Origin of the sequence: Pantoea sp. Taur, from assembly GCF_009830025.1 — a bacterium.
Taxonomy (GTDB): Bacteria; Pseudomonadota; Gammaproteobacteria; order Enterobacterales; family Enterobacteriaceae; genus Pantoea; species Pantoea communis.
Window position 1 is genome coordinate 36906 of record NZ_SZZZ01000022.1, and the last position, 19772, is coordinate 56677.

At 54.9% G+C, this 19772-nt stretch carries 18 protein-coding genes; 10 read left to right on the plus strand and 8 right to left on the minus strand.

What is annotated here, in order from left to right; all coding sequences use genetic code 11:
* Positions 1-112: 112 nt before the first annotated feature.
* A complete protein-coding gene (locus FD744_RS21750; RefSeq protein ID WP_058959105.1) occupies positions 113-1705 on the plus strand; it encodes a sensor domain-containing diguanylate cyclase in 1593 nt (530 codons plus the stop codon).
* Between the two features lie 267 nt (positions 1706-1972).
* On the plus strand, positions 1973-3040 hold the full coding sequence (locus tag FD744_RS21755) for an AI-2E family transporter (RefSeq protein ID WP_034825758.1): 1068 nt from the start codon (positions 1973-1975) through the stop codon (positions 3038-3040).
* A 34-nt stretch (positions 3041-3074) separates the two neighbouring features.
* On the opposite strand, the gene bcp is transcribed toward FD744_RS21755, so the two are convergent.
* Together bcp and FD744_RS21765 are read right to left on the minus strand one after the other, a co-directional pair.
* Complete coding sequence (gene bcp, locus FD744_RS21760; protein WP_034825761.1) at positions 3075-3542, minus strand: thioredoxin-dependent thiol peroxidase; 468 nt, start codon at positions 3540-3542, stop codon at positions 3075-3077.
* 139 nt (positions 3543-3681) lie between these two features.
* Positions 3682-4281 carry a glycine cleavage system transcriptional repressor gene (locus FD744_RS21765; RefSeq protein ID WP_373424444.1) on the minus strand — a complete coding sequence of 200 codons (600 nt, stop codon included), beginning with the start codon at positions 4279-4281 and terminating at the stop codon, positions 3682-3684.
* Positions 4282-4391: 110 nt separating this feature from the next.
* On the opposite strand from FD744_RS21765, the gene dapA reads away from it, so the two are divergent.
* From dapA to ypfH, 6 genes are all read left to right on the plus strand, one after another.
* Positions 4392-5270: a 4-hydroxy-tetrahydrodipicolinate synthase gene (gene dapA / locus FD744_RS21770; protein WP_034825765.1), complete on the plus strand. Its 879-nt coding sequence runs from the start codon at positions 4392-4394 to the stop codon at positions 5268-5270.
* A 14-nt stretch (positions 5271-5284) separates the two neighbouring features.
* Entirely contained in the window at positions 5285-6316 is a 1032-nt protein-coding gene (gene bamC / locus FD744_RS21775; protein ID WP_160869375.1) for an outer membrane protein assembly factor BamC, read from the plus strand.
* Between the two features lie 144 nt (positions 6317-6460).
* On the plus strand, positions 6461-7174 hold the full coding sequence (purC, locus tag FD744_RS21780) for a phosphoribosylaminoimidazolesuccinocarboxamide synthase (protein ID WP_160869377.1): 714 nt from the start codon (positions 6461-6463) through the stop codon (positions 7172-7174).
* A 222-nt stretch (positions 7175-7396) separates the two neighbouring features.
* Positions 7397-8260, plus strand: coding sequence for a neutral zinc metallopeptidase (locus tag FD744_RS21785; protein ID WP_058959102.1), 864 nt, complete (start codon positions 7397-7399; stop codon positions 8258-8260).
* Entirely contained in the window at positions 8260-10413 is a 2154-nt protein-coding gene (locus FD744_RS21795) for a tRNA(Met) cytidine acetyltransferase TmcA (protein WP_237449443.1), read from the plus strand. The genes FD744_RS21785 and FD744_RS21795 overlap by 1 nt, the downstream gene beginning before the upstream one ends.
* Positions 10414-10486: 73 nt before the next feature.
* The gene (gene ypfH / locus FD744_RS21800; RefSeq protein ID WP_034825777.1) at positions 10487-11182 is read left to right on the plus strand and encodes an esterase; all 696 of its coding nucleotides are present in this window, start codon (positions 10487-10489) and stop codon (positions 11180-11182) included.
* Between the two features lie 124 nt (positions 11183-11306).
* Here the strand turns inward: ypfH and FD744_RS21805 are convergent, their stop codons facing one another.
* Genes FD744_RS21805 through FD744_RS21815 form a run of 3 tightly spaced genes read right to left on the minus strand, consistent with a single transcriptional unit; the run spans position 11307 to position 13018 of the window.
* Positions 11307-11495: a YpfN family protein gene (locus tag FD744_RS21805; protein WP_034825779.1), complete on the minus strand. Its 189-nt coding sequence runs from the start codon at positions 11493-11495 to the stop codon at positions 11307-11309.
* Positions 11496-11520: 25 nt separating this feature from the next.
* Entirely contained in the window at positions 11521-12648 is a 1128-nt protein-coding gene (gene dapE, locus FD744_RS21810) for a succinyl-diaminopimelate desuccinylase (protein ID WP_160834309.1), read from the minus strand.
* Between the two features lies 1 nt (position 12649).
* Positions 12650-13018, minus strand: a complete 369-nt coding sequence (locus FD744_RS21815) for an ArsC family reductase (RefSeq protein WP_034825783.1) — start codon at positions 13016-13018, stop codon at positions 12650-12652.
* 404 nt (positions 13019-13422) lie between these two features.
* On the opposite strand from FD744_RS21815, the gene ypfM reads away from it, so the two are divergent.
* Positions 13423-13485, plus strand: a complete 63-nt coding sequence (ypfM, locus tag FD744_RS26000; RefSeq protein ID WP_141399026.1) for a protein YpfM — start codon at positions 13423-13425, stop codon at positions 13483-13485.
* A 95-nt stretch (positions 13486-13580) separates the two neighbouring features.
* On the opposite strand, the gene acrD is transcribed toward ypfM, so the two are convergent.
* The 3 genes from acrD to narQ all read right to left on the minus strand — a co-directional run bounded on the left by acrD (position 13581) and on the right by narQ (position 19255).
* Positions 13581-16697, minus strand: coding sequence for a multidrug efflux RND transporter permease AcrD (gene acrD / locus FD744_RS21825; protein ID WP_034825785.1), 3117 nt, complete (start codon positions 16695-16697; stop codon positions 13581-13583).
* 195 nt (positions 16698-16892) lie between these two features.
* Positions 16893-17525 (minus strand): response regulator, encoded by a 633-nt coding sequence (locus FD744_RS21830; protein WP_058959096.1) that lies wholly within the window; start codon positions 17523-17525, stop codon positions 16893-16895.
* Positions 17526-17566: 41 nt separating this feature from the next.
* On the minus strand, positions 17567-19255 hold the full coding sequence (gene narQ, locus FD744_RS21835) for a nitrate/nitrite two-component system sensor histidine kinase NarQ (protein ID WP_160869379.1): 1689 nt from the start codon (positions 19253-19255) through the stop codon (positions 17567-17569).
* 241 nt (positions 19256-19496) lie between these two features.
* Between narQ and FD744_RS21840 the strand changes: the two genes are divergently transcribed.
* Positions 19497-19769, plus strand: coding sequence for a YdgH/BhsA/McbA-like domain containing protein (locus FD744_RS21840; protein WP_058959094.1), 273 nt, complete (start codon positions 19497-19499; stop codon positions 19767-19769).
* The last annotated feature ends 3 nt before the right edge of the window (positions 19770-19772 follow it).

The following is a 19772-nucleotide window of genomic DNA, read 5'->3' on the forward strand; positions in this document are numbered from 1 at the left end:
TCTGGTTTGCAGGTGTACAATTGGCGGTTCCCTCACCAGGGGTAGCTAGTCCAACTATAACTATATTATCAGGCACGCGAATGATGAATTTTCACACCAGGGCGGTTGCGTCATGCTGATGCGCATCCGGCCAAAAACTGACCTGCGTACGCTGATCGCGTTGCTGGCGATCACCAGTATCGTCATTACGCTCGCCAATACTTTATACGCCACCTGGCGTGTGCAGCGTATGGTGCTGATCGAGAGCACGCTCGAAGCCAATCGCGCTTATGCCACCAAACTGGCTGCCACCACGGAAGTCTTTTTCCAGCTGGCACAGTCGCAGCTGCACTACAGCGCGACGCAGTTGGGCAAGGATTTTGATAATCCAGAACTGGCGCAGCAGGAAGTGAATCGTCTGCGTGAGCAAACCAATAGCTTCAACTCCGTTGCGGTGGTCGACACCAATGGGATAGTGAAAGCGATTTCGCCTGAGTCACTGATGCTTAAAGGCATGCAGCTCACCAGCCAGGCTTCGCGGGAAGCGCTGGCACAGCGCCAACCGATGGTGAGCAAACCCACCATCTCTGCTGCCAACAATCTGATTGTGTTTGTCTCCTGGCCGATCTGGAGCAACGAAGGACGCTACCTCGGCTATGTGGGCGGCACTATCTATCTGAAGAAGAAAAGTATCCTCAATGCCTTACTCGGTGAGCAGTTCTACCGGGATGGCACGCGCGTGTATGTATTGGATCGCAACAATCAGGTGCTTTATCACCAGAATAGCCAGCTGATTGGTAAAACCGCGCCAGAGATCGTCAGCGAGCGTCAACGCAATGAGAGCACTAATGGCGAGGTGCAGGTCAAAGAAGAAGACACGCCGAAACTGGCGGGTTACGCCATTGTGCCGACCACCGGCTGGATGGTGGTGGCGCTCAAACCAACCGACGTCACCCTGCAACCGCTCTCGGGTTTGCTGCTGAAAGTGCTGAAAAACTCGGTGCCGTTTGCGTTGCTGACTTTACTGATGGCGGTGATCTTCGCCCGTCTGATTGCCTTGCCGCTGTGGCAACTGGCGCGTAAAGCCAGTCAGATGGACACCCAGGGCGTTTCGGGTGAAATTGGCGGTATTCGTGCCTGGTACTTCGAAGCCGCACAGGTGAAACGCGCCTTGCTCACCGGGATCGGACTGGTACAGGACAAAATCGGTCGGCTGAAATCGGAAGTACAAACCGATCCGATGACCAGTTTGCTTAACCGCCGTGGCCTAAGTGCGGTGCTGGATTACTTCGAAACCATGCGTCAGCCTTTTGCGGTGCTGGCGCTGGATATCGACCATTTCAAGCGGGTGAATGACAACTTCGGCCATGATGTGGGTGACGAAGTGATCAAACAGGTGGCGCGTACCCTGCGTAACAGTGCGCGCCAGACCGACGTGGTGTGCCGTAATGGCGGCGAGGAATTTTTGATGCTGTTGCCAGCCACCTCGACGGAAGAAGCGCGGGTGATTGCCGAGCGCGTGCGTACCAGCATCGCCGAGAGCTGGATTGACCATGTTGGGCATATCACGCTTTCAGTGGGCATCGCACATTGGGAGGCCGATAACCAGCCGCAAGATGTGAGCTTGAAACAGGCGGATGCCGCACTCTATCAGGCGAAAAATGCCGGACGTAACTGCGTGATGATTGCCGGGCAGGATGCGCTGGTGAGCAGTATTACCCGCTAGTGCCTTAAGGGTCGACCAAAATGGCGACCCTATCACCAAAGTGCAGGATTTATACGGTGTGCACAGACGCACAGGATTCTGCAAAATATCCAGCCCAATATGGGGTGTTTAAACAGGCGCTATTGGACCTTAGCTGCTCAGGCTTTGCCGCCTGCCCCAAAGCGCAGATCCTCATCGGGTTTCTTAAGATGCAGGTTTATGCACATCAGGTTTTCGCCGTAAATTTCTGTACAATCGTCATCCCGTTTTTGGCGTCAAGGAAGTGAAATGCTGGCTCTGCTTTTCCAATGGTACAAACGTCGCTTTAGCGATCCGCAGGCGATTGGCCTGCTGGTAATCCTGTTGATGGCGTTCTGTATCCTGTTTTTCTTCAGTGGATTATTAGCACCGTTGCTGGTCGCGCTGGTGCTGGCTTATCTGCTGGAGTGGCCAACCGTTCGATTACAGCGCCTGGGATGCAGCCGCACCTGCGCCACCAGCATGGTGCTGATTGTTTTTGCCGGTATTTTGCTGGTGATGGTGCTGATTGTTGCGCCAGTGGCCTGGCAGCAGGGCATCAATTTGCTGCGTGACCTGCCGAATATGCTCAACAAGCTCTACGTTTATGCCGCCGGGTTGCCGAAGCGTTTTCCGGCGCTGGTGGATGCGGGCATCATCGATATCATCGTGGAGAATCTGCGTAGCCGCCTGACCGGGTTGGGGGAGTCATTGGTGAAGTACTCACTGGCCTCGCTAGTCGGGCTGATGACGCTGATGATCTATCTGGTGCTGGTGCCGCTGATGGTGTTCTTCCTGCTGAAAGATAAAGAACAGATGCTCAATGCTGTGCGTCGCGTGCTGCCGCGCAATCGCGGGTTGGCGGGCGTGGTGTGGCAGGAGATGAATCAGCAAATCACCAACTACATTCGTGGCAAAGTGCTGGAGATGGTCGCGGTAGGGTTTGTCACCTGGATTGCCTTCCTGGTCTTAGGGCTCAACTATGCGTTGCTGCTGGCGGTGCTGGTCGGGATTTCCGTGCTAATCCCTTACATCGGCGCGATGGTGGTCACCATTCCGGTGATTGGCGTCGGTCTGTTCCAGTGGGGTTTGGGCACGGATTTCTGGACGATGTTTATCGTTTATCTGGTGGTGCAGGCGCTGGATGGTAATGTGCTGGTGCCGATTCTGTTTTCAGAGGCCGTCAACCTGCATCCGCTGGTGATCATTCTTTCGGTGGTGATTTTTGGTGGTATGTGGGGCTTTTGGGGCGTGTTCTTTGCCATTCCGCTGGCGACGTTAATCAAGGCCGTGGTGCGCGCCTGGCCGGAAACCACGCTGGAGCATCAGCAGGGGTAAATAAAACGGGTGCACATTGTGCACCCGTTTTATTTTATGCCGACTTCAGATAATCCAGCACGATGTCGTGGTGGTTCGACGTTTTGAAGTCGTCGAAGACTTTCTCAACTTTGCCGTTGCCGTCGATCAGGAAACTGATGCGGTGGATACCGTCATAGGTTTTACCCATAAAGGTTTTCTCACCCCAGACACCGAATTCCTGGCAGACCTGGTGGTCTTCATCAGATAAAAGGGTGAAGTTCAGCACCTCTTTTTCGGCGAAGCGTGACAGCTTTTCAGGCTTATCGGTGCTGATGCCCAGCACTTCCACGCCCACGGTTTTCAACGCATCCATGTTGTCGCGCAGACCACAGGCCTGAACGGTGCAACCCGGCGTCATGGCCTTCGGGTAGAAATAGACCAGAACGCGCTGTCCCTGGAAGTCGGCCAAATTTACTTGTTCGCCGTCCTGATCGGGCAAGCTAAATTTCGGTGCGGTATCACCGGCTTTCAGTGGATTCATCACAACTCTCCATTTTTTCTTCATGCTGTGGGTAATACACCCTCGCGGCAAAAAGCACCAGCGGGTGCCACCCTCTGGGTTATTTCACTACACGGTATGCCGCAGGGCAGAGTGTGTGGAGAAATAATCCGGCGTTAGCTTACAGGGTGTTGTTGGCATCGTCGGTGACACTATAAAGACGAATTGAGCCTTGTGCATGCAGTTCTTCACACAGATTGTTGAAGGCCTGTTCAAACGGTGCGCTGGCCTGATTATCCGGGCTGTGTGCCGTCATCTGAATATACAGTGTCGGTGGGACACCTTCCTGTGCCGGGGTAATACGCGACACCAATTCGGCAATGTTCATCTGATGTTTATCGAACAGATCGGTAAAGCGCTCAATGAGATGAGGAGAATCTGGCACTTCCACCTGCACCCATACCGTGGCAGGCATCGGCGGGGTGACGCGCGCATTAGTGCGCTTCATCACAATCAACAGTTCCAGCTCAGCCCCTTTCATCGGCAGCGTGGATTCAATCAGGGTTATCGCGTTCCAGCTCCCCGAAAGCAACATGATGAAGGTGAACTCATCGCCCAGCATCGCCAGACGACTGTCTTCAATATTACAGCCGCAGCTACTGACGTGGCGAGTGATGGTATTGACGATACCCGGACGATCAACGCCCAATGCGGTGATCACCAGATGGTGAGGCTGTGACTGCGACAAAATGGCAATTCCTGTACGTTCGCTAATAACCATAAGGTAAACATAAAAAAAACTGCTGACAAGGGTAGGAATGGCTTGGCTCGCTTGCTTTTCTTTCGAGGTAAAACGTAACATGAGGCACTTGTTTGTCGAGGGGATAGCCCATGTTCACCGGAAGTATTGTTGCGCTCATTACGCCAATGAATGAAAAAGGTAATGTCTGCCGCGAGAGTTTGAAAAAACTGATTGATTATCATGTTGCCAGCGGCACCGCGGCGATTGTTTCTGTTGGCACCACCGGCGAATCCGCTACCCTGAGCCATGAAGAACATGGCGATGTAGTGATGCAGACCCTGGAGCTGGCGGATGGCCGTATCCCGGTGATTGCCGGTACCGGCGCCAATGCCACTGCTGAAGGTATCTCTCTCACGAAGCGCTTTACCGGCACCGGTGTGGTGGGTTGTCTGACCGTGACGCCTTACTACAACCGTCCAACTCAGGAAGGTCTGTTCCAGCACTTCAAAGCGATTGCCGAAAGCACCGATCTGCCACAGATGCTGTATAACGTACCATCACGTACGGGCTGCGACATGCTGCCAGAAACCGTGGCTCGCCTGGCCGAAATTAAAAATATTATCGGAATCAAAGAGGCCACCGGGAACTTATCGCGTATTTCTCAGATCCAAGAGCTGGTTAATGATGAGTTCATTATTGTCAGCGGCGATGACGCGACAGCTTTGGACTCCATGCAACTGGGCGGCAAAGGCGTAATCTCGGTTACAGCCAACATTGCAGCGCGTGAAATGGTTGAACTCTGTGCGCTGGCGCAACAGGGTAATTTTGCCGAAGCGCGTCGCCTGAATCAGCGTCTGATGCACCTGCACCAGACGCTTTTCTGTGAACCCAATCCAATCCCGGTTAAATGGGCAGCGAAACAGCTAGGATTAATCGCGGATGACACGCTGCGCTTGCCGATGACGCCACTGACCGAAGCCGGTCAGGCGAAAACGGCTCAGGCGCTGATTAAAGCGGGTCTGCGATAAATTAGGGAGAATCAATGAGTTATTCAGTTAAGCGCTCGACGCTGGCAACCGTGGTGGGCTTGTCCACCCTGATGCTGCTAACAGCTTGTTCCAGCGATCAGCGTTATAAGCGCCAGGTCAGCGGTGATGAATCTTACCTGCAGGCGCCTGAACTGCATGATTTAAAAGCCCCGGCGGGGATGATTCTGCCTCTGCAGAATGGCGATTACGATGTGCCGCACACTGTTGCGAAGGGTGCAGTAGGTAAAGAACTGGATATTCGTCCTCCGGCTCAACCTCTGGCGCTGCTGAACGGCACGCGTGCACAGTTCACTGGTAATACCGGTGTGCTGGCGGTTGAGAGCAGCCGTGGCTCGATCTGGTCACAGGTGGTGAATGTGATCCAGTCCTACAAGTTCCCGATTGCACAGCGTGATGATGCTGAGCAGCAGCTGACCACCGATTGGGTGCAGTGGAACCGTGCGGATGAAGATAACCAGTATCGTGGTCGTTATCAGATCAGCGTACAAAACCAGAGCTATCAGCAGGTGTTGACAGTCCGTCTGCTGGAATTGCAGCAGAAAGGTGAGACGGTGACGGCTCCGGCACAGATCCAACGCTACACCGGCCAGATGTTGAACGACATCAGTACCGGTCTGGATAAGATCGACACCGCCAGTGCTGATGCCGCTGCGGGCCGCGCGACCGGGCAGATTGATGTCCAGAGCGGCGCAGATGATACCGGTCTGCCACTGCTGGTGCTGCGTTCACCGTTTAACGTCACCTGGCAGCGTCTGCCAGCGGCGCTGAAGCGTGTGGGCATGGAAGTCACCGATGACAACCGCTCGCAGGGTAGTCTGAAAGTGACCTACAAGCAGCCGGGCAGCAGCGCGTTTGACGCGATTGGTGCGAAAGATCCTGAGCTGCCAAACGGCGATTACAAATTGCAGGTTGGCGATCTGGATAACCGCAGCAGTCTGCAGTTCATTGATCCTAAGGGCCATGTGCTCACTCAGGCGCAGAATGACGCGCTGGTGGCGGTGTTCCAAGGTGCACTGAACAAATAAATTGCCAATGGGCCGGAGATTCTCCGGCCTTTTTGTTTTGGATTTGGCATAATAGCGCCCGGCGAAGTAAACGATTGCGTCAGGCAGTCATCGCGCGGTGAAACACCGCTGAACACGGGTTCTTTCATGTTTGGAGTTAATGAGATGCAAAAGCGAGCTGAGTTGTATCGCGGTAAAGCGAAAACCGTATACAGCACCGATAATCCGGATCTGCTGGTACTTGAATTCCGCAACGATACGTCAGCAGGAGACGGTGCACGAATCGAGCAATTTGATCGCAAAGGAATGGTGAACAACAAGTTCAACCATTTCATTATGACTAAATTGCAGGAAGCGGGCATTCCGACCCAGATGGAAGCGCTGCTGTCGGATAACGAAGCGCTGGTCAAAAAGCTGGAGATGGTGCCGGTGGAGTGCGTAGTGCGCAACCGTGCGGCAGGATCGCTGGTAAAACGTCTGGGCGTGGAAGAGGGCATGTTGCTCAATCCACCGCTGTTTGATCTCTTCCTGAAAGATGACGCCAAACACGACCCGATGGTCAACGAATCCTACTGCGAGACCTTTGGCTGGGTCAGCAAAGCCAATCTGGCGCGCATGCAGGAACTGACTTTCAAAGCCAACGACGTACTGAGCAAAATGTTTGATGACGCCGGTTTGATCCTGGTCGACTTCAAACTGGAGTTCGGTCTGTTCAATGGTGAGGTGACGTTGGGCGATGAGTTCTCGCCAGACGGCGCGCGTCTGTGGGACAAAGAGACCATGGACAAAATGGACAAAGACCGTTTCCGTCAGAGCCTCGGTGGCCTGATTGAAGCGTATGAAGAAGTGGCGCACCGTCTGGGTGTGAAACTGGATTAAGTCTTCAGCGATGCCTTTTCAGTGCGCATTCCAGCGCACGGTAAACAGAGTGTCGTCATAAATAAAAGGTCGTCATCGGTGACGGCCTTTTCTGTTTTTACCTTCCTGCACGTTATCTAATACGCCTCCTTTCTCTCAATCTCGCGACGCTAACGCCGCAACGCTGGTGATTAGCGATGCCGCCAACTAAAATCATGCAAAACCTTTTAACAGGAGCGAGCCATGCGCTGGCAAGGTCGTCGTGAAAGCGACAATGTAGAAGATCGTCGCAATGATTCACCCGGATTGGGCGGCGGCGGTCGGCAAATCCGCATTCCACGCGGCAAGGGCGGCATCATTCTGCTGATTGTGGTGGCCGTGGCGGGTTATTACGGTTACGACCTCACCGCGCTGCTGGAAGGCGGCACGCCGGTGACACAACAGCAACAGCGCCCGGTGAACTCTGCGCAGGATAATGAGGATGCCAAATTCACTAAGGTGATTCTCGCCACCACCGAAGAGACCTGGGGCACGTTGTTCCAGAAAATGGGCAAACAGTATGTGCCACCTAAGCTGGTGATGTACCGCAACTACACATCAACCAGCTGCGGCACTGGCCAGTCGGCGATGGGGCCGTTTTACTGTCCGGCGGATCAAACCGTCTATATCGATCTGTCGTTTTACGATGATATGAAAACCAAGCTGGGTGCAGGTGGTGACTTTGCGCAGGGCTATGTGATTGCCCATGAAGTCGGCCACCACATCCAGAAGCTGCTGGGCATCGAGCCTAAAGTGCGTCAGATGCAGCAGGGTGCCACTCAGACACAGGCCAATCAGCTGTCGGTGAAAATGGAGTTGCAGGCAGACTGCTTTGCCGGCGTGTGGGGCCATTATGTGCAGCAGCAAAATATGCTGGAAGTGGGCGACCTCAAGAAAGCGCTGGATACCGCAGAAGCGATTGGTGATGACCGGTTGCAGCAGAAAAGCCAGGGCCGCGTGGTGCCGGATAGCTTCACACACGGCACTTCACAACAGCGCTATACCTGGTTCAAACGCGGTTTTGACAGCGGAAACCCGGGCGACTGCAACACCTTCGCCGCCAACTGATGTCGTTAGTTGATATCACCGCCGCGATGCAGCGAGCGGGCATTCGTCGCTTGTGTGTGATCGCCGGTGAAGCTGACTGGGCGTTGCAGCAGGTAGTTGAGTGGCGTGCAGCGCTGTCCGGCGACTGGCTCACGCTCAGCGACAGCGATGATTTCCCCCAGCGCGTGGCGCCTGCAGCTCTGCGCACGCTGCTGGGTCGTGAATTCCAGCATGCGATTTTCGATGCGCGCAGCGGTTTCCATGCGGAGGCCTTTGCGGCGTTAGCGGGCACGTTGCGTGCGGGAAGCTGGTTGTTGTTACTGACGCCGCCGTGGCAAGACTGGGCCACGCAACCGGACTGCGACAGCCTGCGCTGGGCCGATGTTGGCGAACCGATCGCCACGCCTCATTTTATTCGCCATCTGCAGCAGCTGATTGAACAGGATCCGCAGGTCATATTGCAGCATCAGCATCAGCATCAGCATCAGCATCAGCATCAGCATCAGCATCAGTACCAGCATGAGCATGAGCGCGCACCCGAATTGCTGCAGCAACACCAGCCTGCGCGCGAATCCGGATTACTGCATCAGCATCAACCTGAGCGCGCATCTGAATTACTGCATCAGCATCAATGTGAGCGCGTACCCGAATTACAGCACCCACACCAGCCTGCGCGTACTCCTGCCTTACAGGACTTACCCGATTGGCACTGCCAGGCACCACAGCAGCAGGCGCGGATCCTGCAGCAGCTGCTTAAGATGCCCTCCGGCGTGGCGGTGATCACGGCTGCACGTGGACGTGGCAAATCGGCGCTGGCCGGGATGCTGGCCAAGCATAATCAGCACTGCCTGGTGACGGCACCGGCCAAAGTTTCCACTGAGGTGCTGGCATCGTTTGCCGGTGAACATTTTCGTTTTATGGCGCCGGATGCCATTCTCGCGATGGACGCTGAGCCGTCAGTGCAGTGGCTGATTGTTGATGAAGCAGCCGCGATTCCAGCACCGTTGTTGCAGCAGCTAGTGCAGCGTTTCCCCCGTGTGCTGATGATCACTACCGTGCAGGGTTACGAAGGCACCGGGCGCGGCTTTATGCTGCGCTTCTGCGCCACCCTGCCACAGGTGCGTTATTTCCAGCTTGATGAACCACTGCGCTGGTCAGCGCACGATCCACTGGAGCAGTGGCTAAGCCAGGCGCTGTTGTTTGAGGATGCGATAGAAAGCGGACCTAACGGCGAGATAACGATTTTCCCCGCCAAACCAGAGCAAGAAGCACTGGAAGCGGGCTACCGTCTGCTGGCGAGCGCCCATTATCGCACTTCTCCCATTGACCTGCGGCGCATGCTGGATGCCCCCGGCATGCGCTTCTGGCTGGCAGGAACGCCAGAAAATATTGTCGGCGCACTGTGGCTGGTGGAAGAGGGGGGGTTAGACAATCCGCTGGCTGATGCCGTCTGGGCGGGGTTGCGCCGTCCGCGCGGCAATCTGGTCGCACAGTCACTGGCAGCCCATGCGGGATTTGCAGAAGCCGCCACCTTGCGCTCGCAGCGTATCAGTCGCATTGCCGTGTTAGCCGCACAACGACAGCGCGGTATTGGCAGCGCATTGGTGGCCATGGCACAGCAGCAGGCGAAAGGATGCGATTTCCTTTCGGTGAGTTTTGGCTATACCGAATCGCTCTGGCAGTTCTGGCAGCGTTGTGGCTTTACTCTGGTACGCATTGGCTCACAGCGTGAAGCCAGCAGTGGCTGCTATGCGGCGATGGCGATACGTCCCTTAACGCCTGCCGGAGAACAACTGCAGCAGCAGGCGGCACAGCGATTTGCGCGTGACGCGGTGTGGTTGCGTGACATTATTGATGTTCCCTTCAAGACGACCAATCACTCTCAGACACTGAGCGAGGATGACTGGCCGCTGCTGGCAGGATTTGCCTGGGCGCAACGGCCTTATGAGGCGAGCTATGCCGCGTTGCAGCGCCTGGTGCGAGCATCACCACAACCGATCCTCGAAGCCATCCTTGTGCAAAAACAACCTCTTAGTGCTGCAACACAGCAAGCCGGTCTCAGTGGTCGCAAAGCCCTGGTGCAACGCTTACGCCAGGAGACGGCTGAAGCATTGATTCAGTGTGATGCCAGCCGGGCGGAACAGTGGCAGCAGCAGTTGGCATCGTTGCAATAAATCCATTATCTCGTTCAAATTTTCCCAATATCACTCCCGCCTCAGCGGCGTATAGTGATTTGAGGAGGATCTTATGGCACTACGATATGTAATTGTTCAGCAACCGACACACGCTGCGCAGCTATTTTTGCTGTATCACGGCGTGAATGACAATCCTGATTCGATGGCGCAAGTCGGCAACTGGTTCGCCAAAGCGTTTCCGGAGGCGTTCGTTGTCTCAGTGGGTGCGCCCTATCCGGCTAGTGAGCCGCAGGGTCGCCAATGGTTTGCGGATATTCCCGCGCATGACCGCTCGGAACAGCAGGGCGTGAATGCCGTGATGCCGATGTTTGTGGAATCGGTGCGTCACTGGCAGCAGGCATCGGGTGTCCGGCCGGAAGCTACCGCGCTGGTTGGCTTTTCGCAGGGCGGCACCATGGTACTGGAAGGCGTCAAAGCCCATGCCGATCTGGCAGGACGCGCGATTGTGTTTAGCGGTCGTTACAGCACGCTGCCGGAGCGCGTCAGCTCTCGTAATACCATTCATCTGATCCACGGTGATTATGATGAGCAGATCCCGCTGGAGCATGCCGAAGCCGCAATGCAACGGTTAACCGCACTGGGTGGGGATGTGACGCTGGATGTGGTGGATGATTTGCCGCATGCCATTGATGATCGCAGCATGCAACTGGCGTTGAATCATCTGCGTTATACCATTCCGCGTCGCTACTTTGACGAGGCGCTCAGCGGGGCTAAACCGGGCGATGATGATGTCATCATGATGATGTGATGGTTGAACAGCGAGGGTTGCTCTTAACGTAACGGCGAGATTAATCGCGCAATTCTATAGCGACTTCGCTATCAGATGCGCGGCGCATCACGCCGCTACGTTACAGGGAGGAGATTAACCGCAATTATTTTTTCTTCGGCCAGTCGTCGTCATCGTCCCATTTATCGTTAAAGTCGCGATGCGGTGGTAAATCCGGTTTATTGTCCATAAACTTTTTGTGATCGATACGTTTTAAGTCTTTATAAACGTTCATTAAAATACCGACCATCAGCAGGATCACTAAGATCCACCAGTACTCTTTAAAGAATTCCATCCCATTGCTCCTTTAGCGTGCTTACTTAAGCGATCAGCTGTTCCATGATGCGCTGGTACATACGACTCAGCATCTGCAAATCTGACGCTTTCACGCACTCATTGATTTTATGAATGGTGGCATTCACCGGGCCCAGTTCCACGACCTGCGCACCCATCCGCGCGATAAAGCGTCCGTCTGAGGTGCCGCCTGTGGTCAGTAACTGTGGCTTAATTTCATTATAGTGCGCGACAGCATTTACCACGGCATCAACCAGTTTGCCGCGCGAGGTCAGGAACGGCTGACCGGAAACATTCCACTCCAGTGTGTAACGCAACTGATGGCGATCCAGCAGGGCAGCAACACGCTCTTTGATCATCTGATCGGTGAGTTCGGTGCTGAAGCGGAAGTTGAACTGCACGAAAAATTCACCGGGGATCACGTTATTACTGCCGGTGCCGGCCTGCACGTTGGCAATCTGCATGCTGGTGGGCGGGAAGAATTCGTTGCCCTGATCCCATTCGGTGGCCACCAGCTCATTCAGTGCTGGCATCGCGCGATGCACCGGGTTATCGGCCAGATGCGGATAGGCCACGTGGCCCTGCACACCGTGGAGGGTGAGATTGGCGGTCATCGAACCGCGACGACCGTTTTTCACCACATCGCCAACGATTTCGGTACTGGAAGGCTCGCCCACCAGGCAGTAATCCATGCGCTCGTTGCGCGCCATCAAACGCTCAACCACTTTCACCGTGCCGTTAACCGCGCTGGCTTCTTCATCGGACGTGATCAGAAATGCCAGACGTCCTTTATGTTGCGGATTAGCCGCGACAAAACGTTCTGCAGCCACCACCATCGCCGCCAGCGATCCTTTCATGTCCGCGGCACCACGACCAAACAGCATGCCATCACGAATCGAAGGCTCGAACGGCGGGCTGATCCAGCGATTGGCATCACCCGGCGGCACCACATCGGTGTGACCGGCAAACGCCAGGGTTTCGCCCTGACCACGTGTGGCCCAGAAGTTCAGGGTATCGCCGATGTGCATCTGTTCGACCGTAAAGCCAATCGCTTCCAGACGTGCCACTAACAGCGCCTGACAACCGGCATCATCCGGACTCAGTGACGGACGACGAATTAGCTGCTGAGCCAGCTCAATGACCGGACAGAACATGTTATGACTTCTCCTGGATAAACGCGTGATAAAGGGAATCTTTGAAACCGACCAGCAAGTCTCCGTTAGGGGCAGACAATACCGGACGTTTGATAATGGCAGGCTGGGCGAGCATCACGGCTTTCGCGCTGGCCGCATCGGTGACGGCTGCACGCTCCGCTTCTGGCAGATTACGCCAGGTGGTACCGCGCGTATTCAGCAGCACTTCATAGCCAAGCTGATCGATAAACGATTGCAGTAGCGCGTCATCGATGCCATCCACGCGATAATCGTGAAAACGATAGTCGGTGCCGGATTCTGCTAAATAGTTGCGTGCTTTTTTTATGGTGTCGCAATTTTTAATTCCGTACATCACCCACTGCGCTGTCATCGCCTGTTCCCATCCTGTGAAAAATAAAGCGCGAGTTTACCATAGCGCTCTGCTGGCTGTGACCTCTGCGGCGTTAGGCGCTGCGTTTTATTTGTTTTTTAATGATAATTTCAGCGTTATCAATTCTATTAATTAGGTCCAGTAAACGTTTTCATTAACGTCCTGAATAGTTCCTGGTGGCATCATCAGTCTCCTAAGAATTATCCTAATCAAAAAAATGTGCTACCCGAAAACGCAGGTGATTTTTCCCTGTGGTGTTAACGGTTTGCTGAAATGTGCGTCAGTACACATTTTCGACAAATTGAAGGTTTTTTGCGCTTTTGCCGATAGTGTTGAGTGGTGGAAACGTATTCACCTGTAGAAAAAATCGGCGTAGAATCACCACTACAATAAGAGAGGGTATGATGGTCGACACCGAATTGGGGAACTGGAAAGAATTTATTGAAGCGATGTTACGTAGTAAGTAATCGCGAAGAGAAAAGCAGGGCACTCCCAACTTGCTGTAATTCAATCCTAATAACAACGGGGCTGCGAATATCGCGGCCCCGTTTTATTTTAGGCTTTAATCGTGTGACTTCTCTTTTAACGGGAAGCGACGACGCACCAGCACAAAGAACAGCGGTACAAAGAAAATCGCTAATATCGTCGCGGAGATCATGCCGCCCATGACGCCCGTTCCGACCGCATGCTGGCTGCCGGAACCGGCGCCGCTACTGATCGCCATCGGCAGCACGCCGAAGATAAAGGCCAGCGACGTCATCAGAATCGGGCGCAGACGCTGACGTGAGGCCTCCAGCGTCGCCTCCATCAGCTCGCGTCCTTTGCTGTTGATCTCATTGGCGAATTCCACGATCAGGATGGCGTTCTTCGCCGACAAGCCAATCACGGTGAGCAAGCCAACCTGGAAGTACACGTCGTTCTCGAGTCCGCGCATCCAGGTTGCCACCAGCGCACCCACCACGCCAAGTGGCACCACCAGCATCACGGAGAATGGAATCGACCAACTCTCATACAGTGCGGCCAGACACAGGAACACCACCAGTAGCGAAATAGCATATAGCGCAGGCGCCTGTGAACCGGAGAGACGTTCCTGATAAGAGGCTCCGGTCCACTGGAAGCCAACGCCTAACGGCAGTTGCCCCACCAGTTTCTCCATCACATCCATCGCGGTGCCGCTACTGACGCCATTGGCTGCCTCGCCGACGATCTCCAGTGAAGAGTAGCCGTTGTAACGTTCCAGACGCGGCGAACCGGTTTCCCAACGGCTGGTGGCGAAGGCGGAGAAGGGCACCATAGTGCCGCTACTGTTGCGAACGTACCATTTGTTGATATCGCCTGGCAGCATGCGGAATTCCGCTGCGGCCTGCACATACACCTTCTTCACGCGGCCGCGATCGAGGAAGTCATTCACATAGGTTGAGCCCCATGCGGTGGTCAGCGTGTCATTGATGGTGTCGAGCGAAACGCCCAGCGCCTGCGCTTTGCGCTGATCGACATCAATTTGCAGCTGCGGGCTGTCATCCAGGCCGTTGTGACGCACGCGAGAGAGGGCCGGATTGCTGTCGGCCAACTCCAGCAGCTTGTCACGCATTGCCATCAACTGGGTATGACCAATACCGCCGTGATCCTGCAGCTCCATATCGAAACCGGAGGAGCTGCCCATGCCGGTAATCGCCGGTGGGCTGCTGGCGATCACGCGGCCCTCTTTGATTTTATGGAAGGCTTTGGTGGCGCGATCGATGATAGCGAATGAGGTACGGTCGCTGCCTGGACGCTCTTCCCAGTTTTTCAGGCGTACAAACAGGCGCGCCACGTTTTGGCCGTTACCACCCGGACCGGCACCGATGGTTGAGAACACCGACAGCACGTTGTCTTTCTCGGCGGTCATGTAATAGTTTTCAACTTTCGCCACCACGTTGGAGGTCTGCTGCAAGGTCGCGCCCGGCGGCAGCTGCACCTGCGTCAGGAACACGCCCCGATCTTCCAGCGGCAGGAACGAGGTCGGCAGCTTGATAAACAGAAACGCCATTACGCCGATGATGCCGAGATAGAGCACCAGCCAGCGCCCGCCCTTCATTAAGATACGCGCGACTCCGCGTTCGTAGCGTTCCGCGCTGGCATTAAAGTTGCGGTTAAACCAGCCAAAGAAGCCGCGACGTCCATGATGATGGCCTTGTTCAAGAGGTTTGAGCAGCGTCGAGCACAGGGCTGGCGTCAGAATCATCGCCACCAACACCGACAACACCATCGCCGACACGATGGTGATCGAGAACTGGCGATAGATAGCGCCCACGGTGCCGCCGAAGAAGGCCATCGGTACGAATACCGCCGACAGCACCAGCGCAATGCCCACCAGCGCCCCCTGGATCTGTCCCATCGATTTTCGCGTGGCGGCGCGCGGTGAAAGTCCTTCCTCACTCATGATGCGTTCAACGTTCTCCACCACCACGATGGCGTCATCCACCAGCAGGCCGATGGCGAGCACCATGGCGAACATGGTGAGCGTGTTGATACTGAATCCGCAGGCATACAGCACCGCGAAGGTGCCGAGCAGCACCACCGGTACGGCAATGGTCGGAATCAGTGTGGCGCGGAAGTTCTGCAGGAACAGATACATCACCAGGAACACCAGCAGAATCGCTTCCAGCAGCGTTTTCACCACGTCGGTGATCGAGGCTTTCACAAACGGCGTAGTTTCGTAGGCGATTTTGGCTTCCAGCCCGTGCGGGAAGTAATGTGACAACTCTTCCACACGTGCGCGCACCAGCTTATCGGTGTTCATTTCGTTGGCGCCGGACGCCAGCTTAATACCGAGACCGGACGCCGCCTGACCGTTGTAGCGGCTGAGGAAGTCGTATTTTTCCGCCCCCATTGCTACGTCAGCCACATCGCCCAGCGTTACCACCGAGCCGTCACTATTGGTTTTCAGCGTGATGGCTTTGAACTGCTCTGGGGTTTGCAACATCGACTGCGCATTGACGGTGGCATTGAGCGCTTGTTTATCCACCGATGGCAAGCCGCCAACCTGGCCGACCGCCACCTGGGTGTTCTGCGATTCAATCGCCGTCACCACGTCATCGGTGGTCAGCGCATAGGCAATCAGCTTGTTAGGATCGAGCCAGATACGCATCGCGTATTGTGAACCATAGGCATCAACCTGACCCACACCATCGATGCGGCTCAGCGGATCCTGAATGTTACTGGCGACATAATCTGAAATATCCTGTTTATCCATACTTCCGTCGGTAGAGACAAACGCAATCATCAGGATATTGCTGTCACCGGTTTTATTCACCGTGACGCCCTGAGATTGAACGGCGGCGGGTAATTTACGCAGTGCGGATTGCAGCTGGTTTTGTACCTGCTGGCGGGCTTCATCAGGATTGGTGCCAGCGGTAAAGGTGAGGGTGATTTGCGCCTGACCCGTGTTACTGCTGTTTGAGGACATATACATCAGGTTATCTATACCGGTCATGTTCTGTTCGATAACCTGGGTAACGGTGTTCTCCAGCGTTTCCGCAGAGGCACCGGGATAATTGGCAGTAATACGCACGTTAGGCGGTGCTAGGTCGGGATACTGCTCAATGGGCAGGGAGATGATCGCTAGTGTGCCGCAAAGACAAAGCAAAATAGCCAAAACCCAGGCAAAAATGGGGCGGTCGATAAAAAAATTCGACATGGAACCGACACTCCTCAGCTGCGTATTTTTTACTTTTATTATGTAAAACGTGAAGCGCGATCGGCTTCACGTCGGCGGAGTGCAAGGTGCTATCCCGAAAACTCCTGCTGCTGCCTACTGTACGCGGCGCAAATTAGAGAATCGTGGATAAATTATGGAGAAAGTGTAAATGTCGTGCTGGTTTTCTGTGCGCTGCTACACATTGCGGCTCTCGAGCCAGAGCACCGTGGCGGCGACGCGTGAACGAACGTCCAGTTTACGCAGCAGATTGCGGATGTGCACTTTTACCGTTTCTTCGGAAATATGCAAGGTGGCGGCAATCTCTTTATTGGATAACCCGCGCGCCACTTCCTGCAACACATCCAGTTCACGCTCGGTGAGTTGTTTGAAAGGATTGGCGCTCGGCTGGCGCGTTGCCAGATATTCTGCCACCACTTCACTAAACACATTCTCACCCATTGCACCGCGCATGACCTGCGCCAGCAATAATTCCGGCTCACTGTCTTTCAGCAAATAGCCATCAGCGCCGGCATCGACCATGGCGTAAATATCATTGCGTGCGTCGGAAACGGTCAGCACCAATATGCGCGAAGCGATCCCTTCATGGCGCAGGGCTTTAAGGGTATCTAAACCCGACATGCCTTTCATGTTCAGATCGAGCAATATCACATCGGGCGAGAGGCGACGTGCTTCAGCCAGCGCTTCTGTACCGTTGTTGGCTTCGGCCACCACTTCCAGACGTGGTTCCAGTGCCAGCAGTTGGCGGATGCCACGACGCATCAGCGGATGATCGTCAACGATCATAATAGTCAGGGAAGAGGGGGCCATAAATTCTCCAGTCAAAGTCCATTCAACATAAGTGTATCGCGTTAAGCCAGCCGGTGTGCCGGTCGCGGTGGGAAACGCAGCGTAACGCGCGTGCCGCGCGTCCGGGGAGTAATCAGTAAGCTGCCAGAAAGCCGGGCAGCGCGCTCCGCCATTATTGTCAGACCGTAATGGCCTGGCGGTTCTTCCAGGCTACGGATGCCGCAACCGTCATCTTCAATCGTCAGCAAATGGAATGCGTCTTCATCGCGCTGATAAAAAATATGGATTTGCTGCGCCTGTGCGTGACGAATGGCGTTCAGCAGGGCTTCACGTGCAATCTGCAGCACATGCACCTGCTGTTGCGCATCCAGCGTTTGCAGGCCCGATTGGTAATCGAAGGCGATCGCGGCGTGAGACTGTTCCTGCAACGGGGCGATCATTGCCTGCATCGCCTGCACTAAATCTGCCTGTTCGATAGTCAGACGAAAGGTCGTCAGTAACTCGCGAAGTTGCTGATAGGCCTCGGCCAGGGCGCGATCAAACTCGGCAATAATCGATTGTGCCTGGGGCTGGGTGTGATCGACATTGCGGCGCAACAACGTGAGCTGGATGCGCAGGAAGGAGAGCGACTGCGCTAGCGAATCATGCAGTTCACGCGCGATGGTGGATCGCTCTTCTATTAATAGCATCTGCTGGTACTGTTTTTGCGTCTGCCAAATCCATAACGAACGCGCCAGCATGTTGGCCAGGCTTTGCATCAGTTCATCGGCAGGAGGCGCTCGCCGTGTTTGCCAGCACAGTTCGCCGAGTGACTGATCTTCTTGTTGCAGCGGCAAACGATGCCATTCGAGACCTTCCTCTGCCACGCCGGCCTGAAAATCAATACCGTCGCTGGTGATGCTCAATAGGGTTAACGCCTCACGACGTTGAACCAGCCGCAGCAACCCCTGGAACAATTCCGGATTAAGTGGGCTACTGGTGAGGACCTGCGAGCATTCATAGAGTAATTTCAGTGTGCGGTTGGCTTGCGTCAGATCTTCCGTTTTATTGCGCACCGCCAGCTCAAGCAGGCGATAGTGCGAGTGCAGACGTTCAGCCATGTGAGTAAAAGCTTGTGCCAGTACACCCAATTCGGTGGTCTGAGAGACGGACAACGGTGGAAAGCTGAAATTCGCCTGCTCAACGTATTGGCTGGCGGTAACCAGTGAATCCAGCGGGCGTACCACATTGCGACGGATAAAGCGGATGGTCCACAGCGCCAGTGCCACAATCGCCAGGAAACCAAACAGGCTGCTGGCCGCCACCAGATGCATTTTCAGTTCGGCGTAATGTTGCAGTGCCAGCACAAAGCGATCAATCTCACTCACGTAACTGGCAACGCGTTGCTGATAGATCTGCGCGCGCTCGGGCTGCAGCGTTAGCTGCAACTGCGGCCAGCTGTCGCGCAGATAGCGATAGCGACTGGCCACTTCCTTCGGCACCCATGGGCGTTCCAGATGCTGCAGAGCCGGTGAGCTGAGGGTTTGCTGATAGATTTGGATGTGCTGCGTCAACTGCTGCGGATCGCGCGTGGTATCCCAGGCAAGGCGGTAAATTTGCATGCGCAGTGAGCCGGCGACATTCACCGCTTCGGCATCACGCAAACTGCTGGAGAGCGTTAACAGCGCCAGGCCGGTGGTGAGCAGCGACAACAACACAATCGCGCTCAGGGCACGGGCCATGGTGCGGGTAACAGGACGTTTCACTATCACAATAAAACCCTTATAAGAGCGTGGGATTATAAGGCAGCGTCAGGCAGACAGCGAGCCGGAATCGTCACATCAGGTTACTTTTAGCAGAGAAATCCACTTCTCTTTACCTTTCCCTGGATTGCATGTCGTTAGCTGGCGAATTATTGAACGGCTTTACGGCCTGCTGTGCCTGCTTTTCATTACTTCGCTGATAATTTGCAGCGTAATCACTTTTATGAACGGACGACAACAGGAGCAAATGATGAAGACACCGATTGCCATTCTGACTGCTGCACTGCTTGCCACCGCAAGTTTCACGGCCTTCGCCGCGCAACCCTTAAGTGCTGAGCAGGCGGAAAACCTGCAAAGCAGCGGTACCGTTTCTATCAGCGGCGTTCGCGGTTCCATCGATGATGCAACCCGCCAGCTGTCGCAGAAAGCGGAAGATATGGGCGCCAGCCATTACCGCGTAATTGGCGTGCAAAACCCAGGCGATTCCAGCCTGTGGAGCGGCACCGCAGAGATTTACCGTTAATCC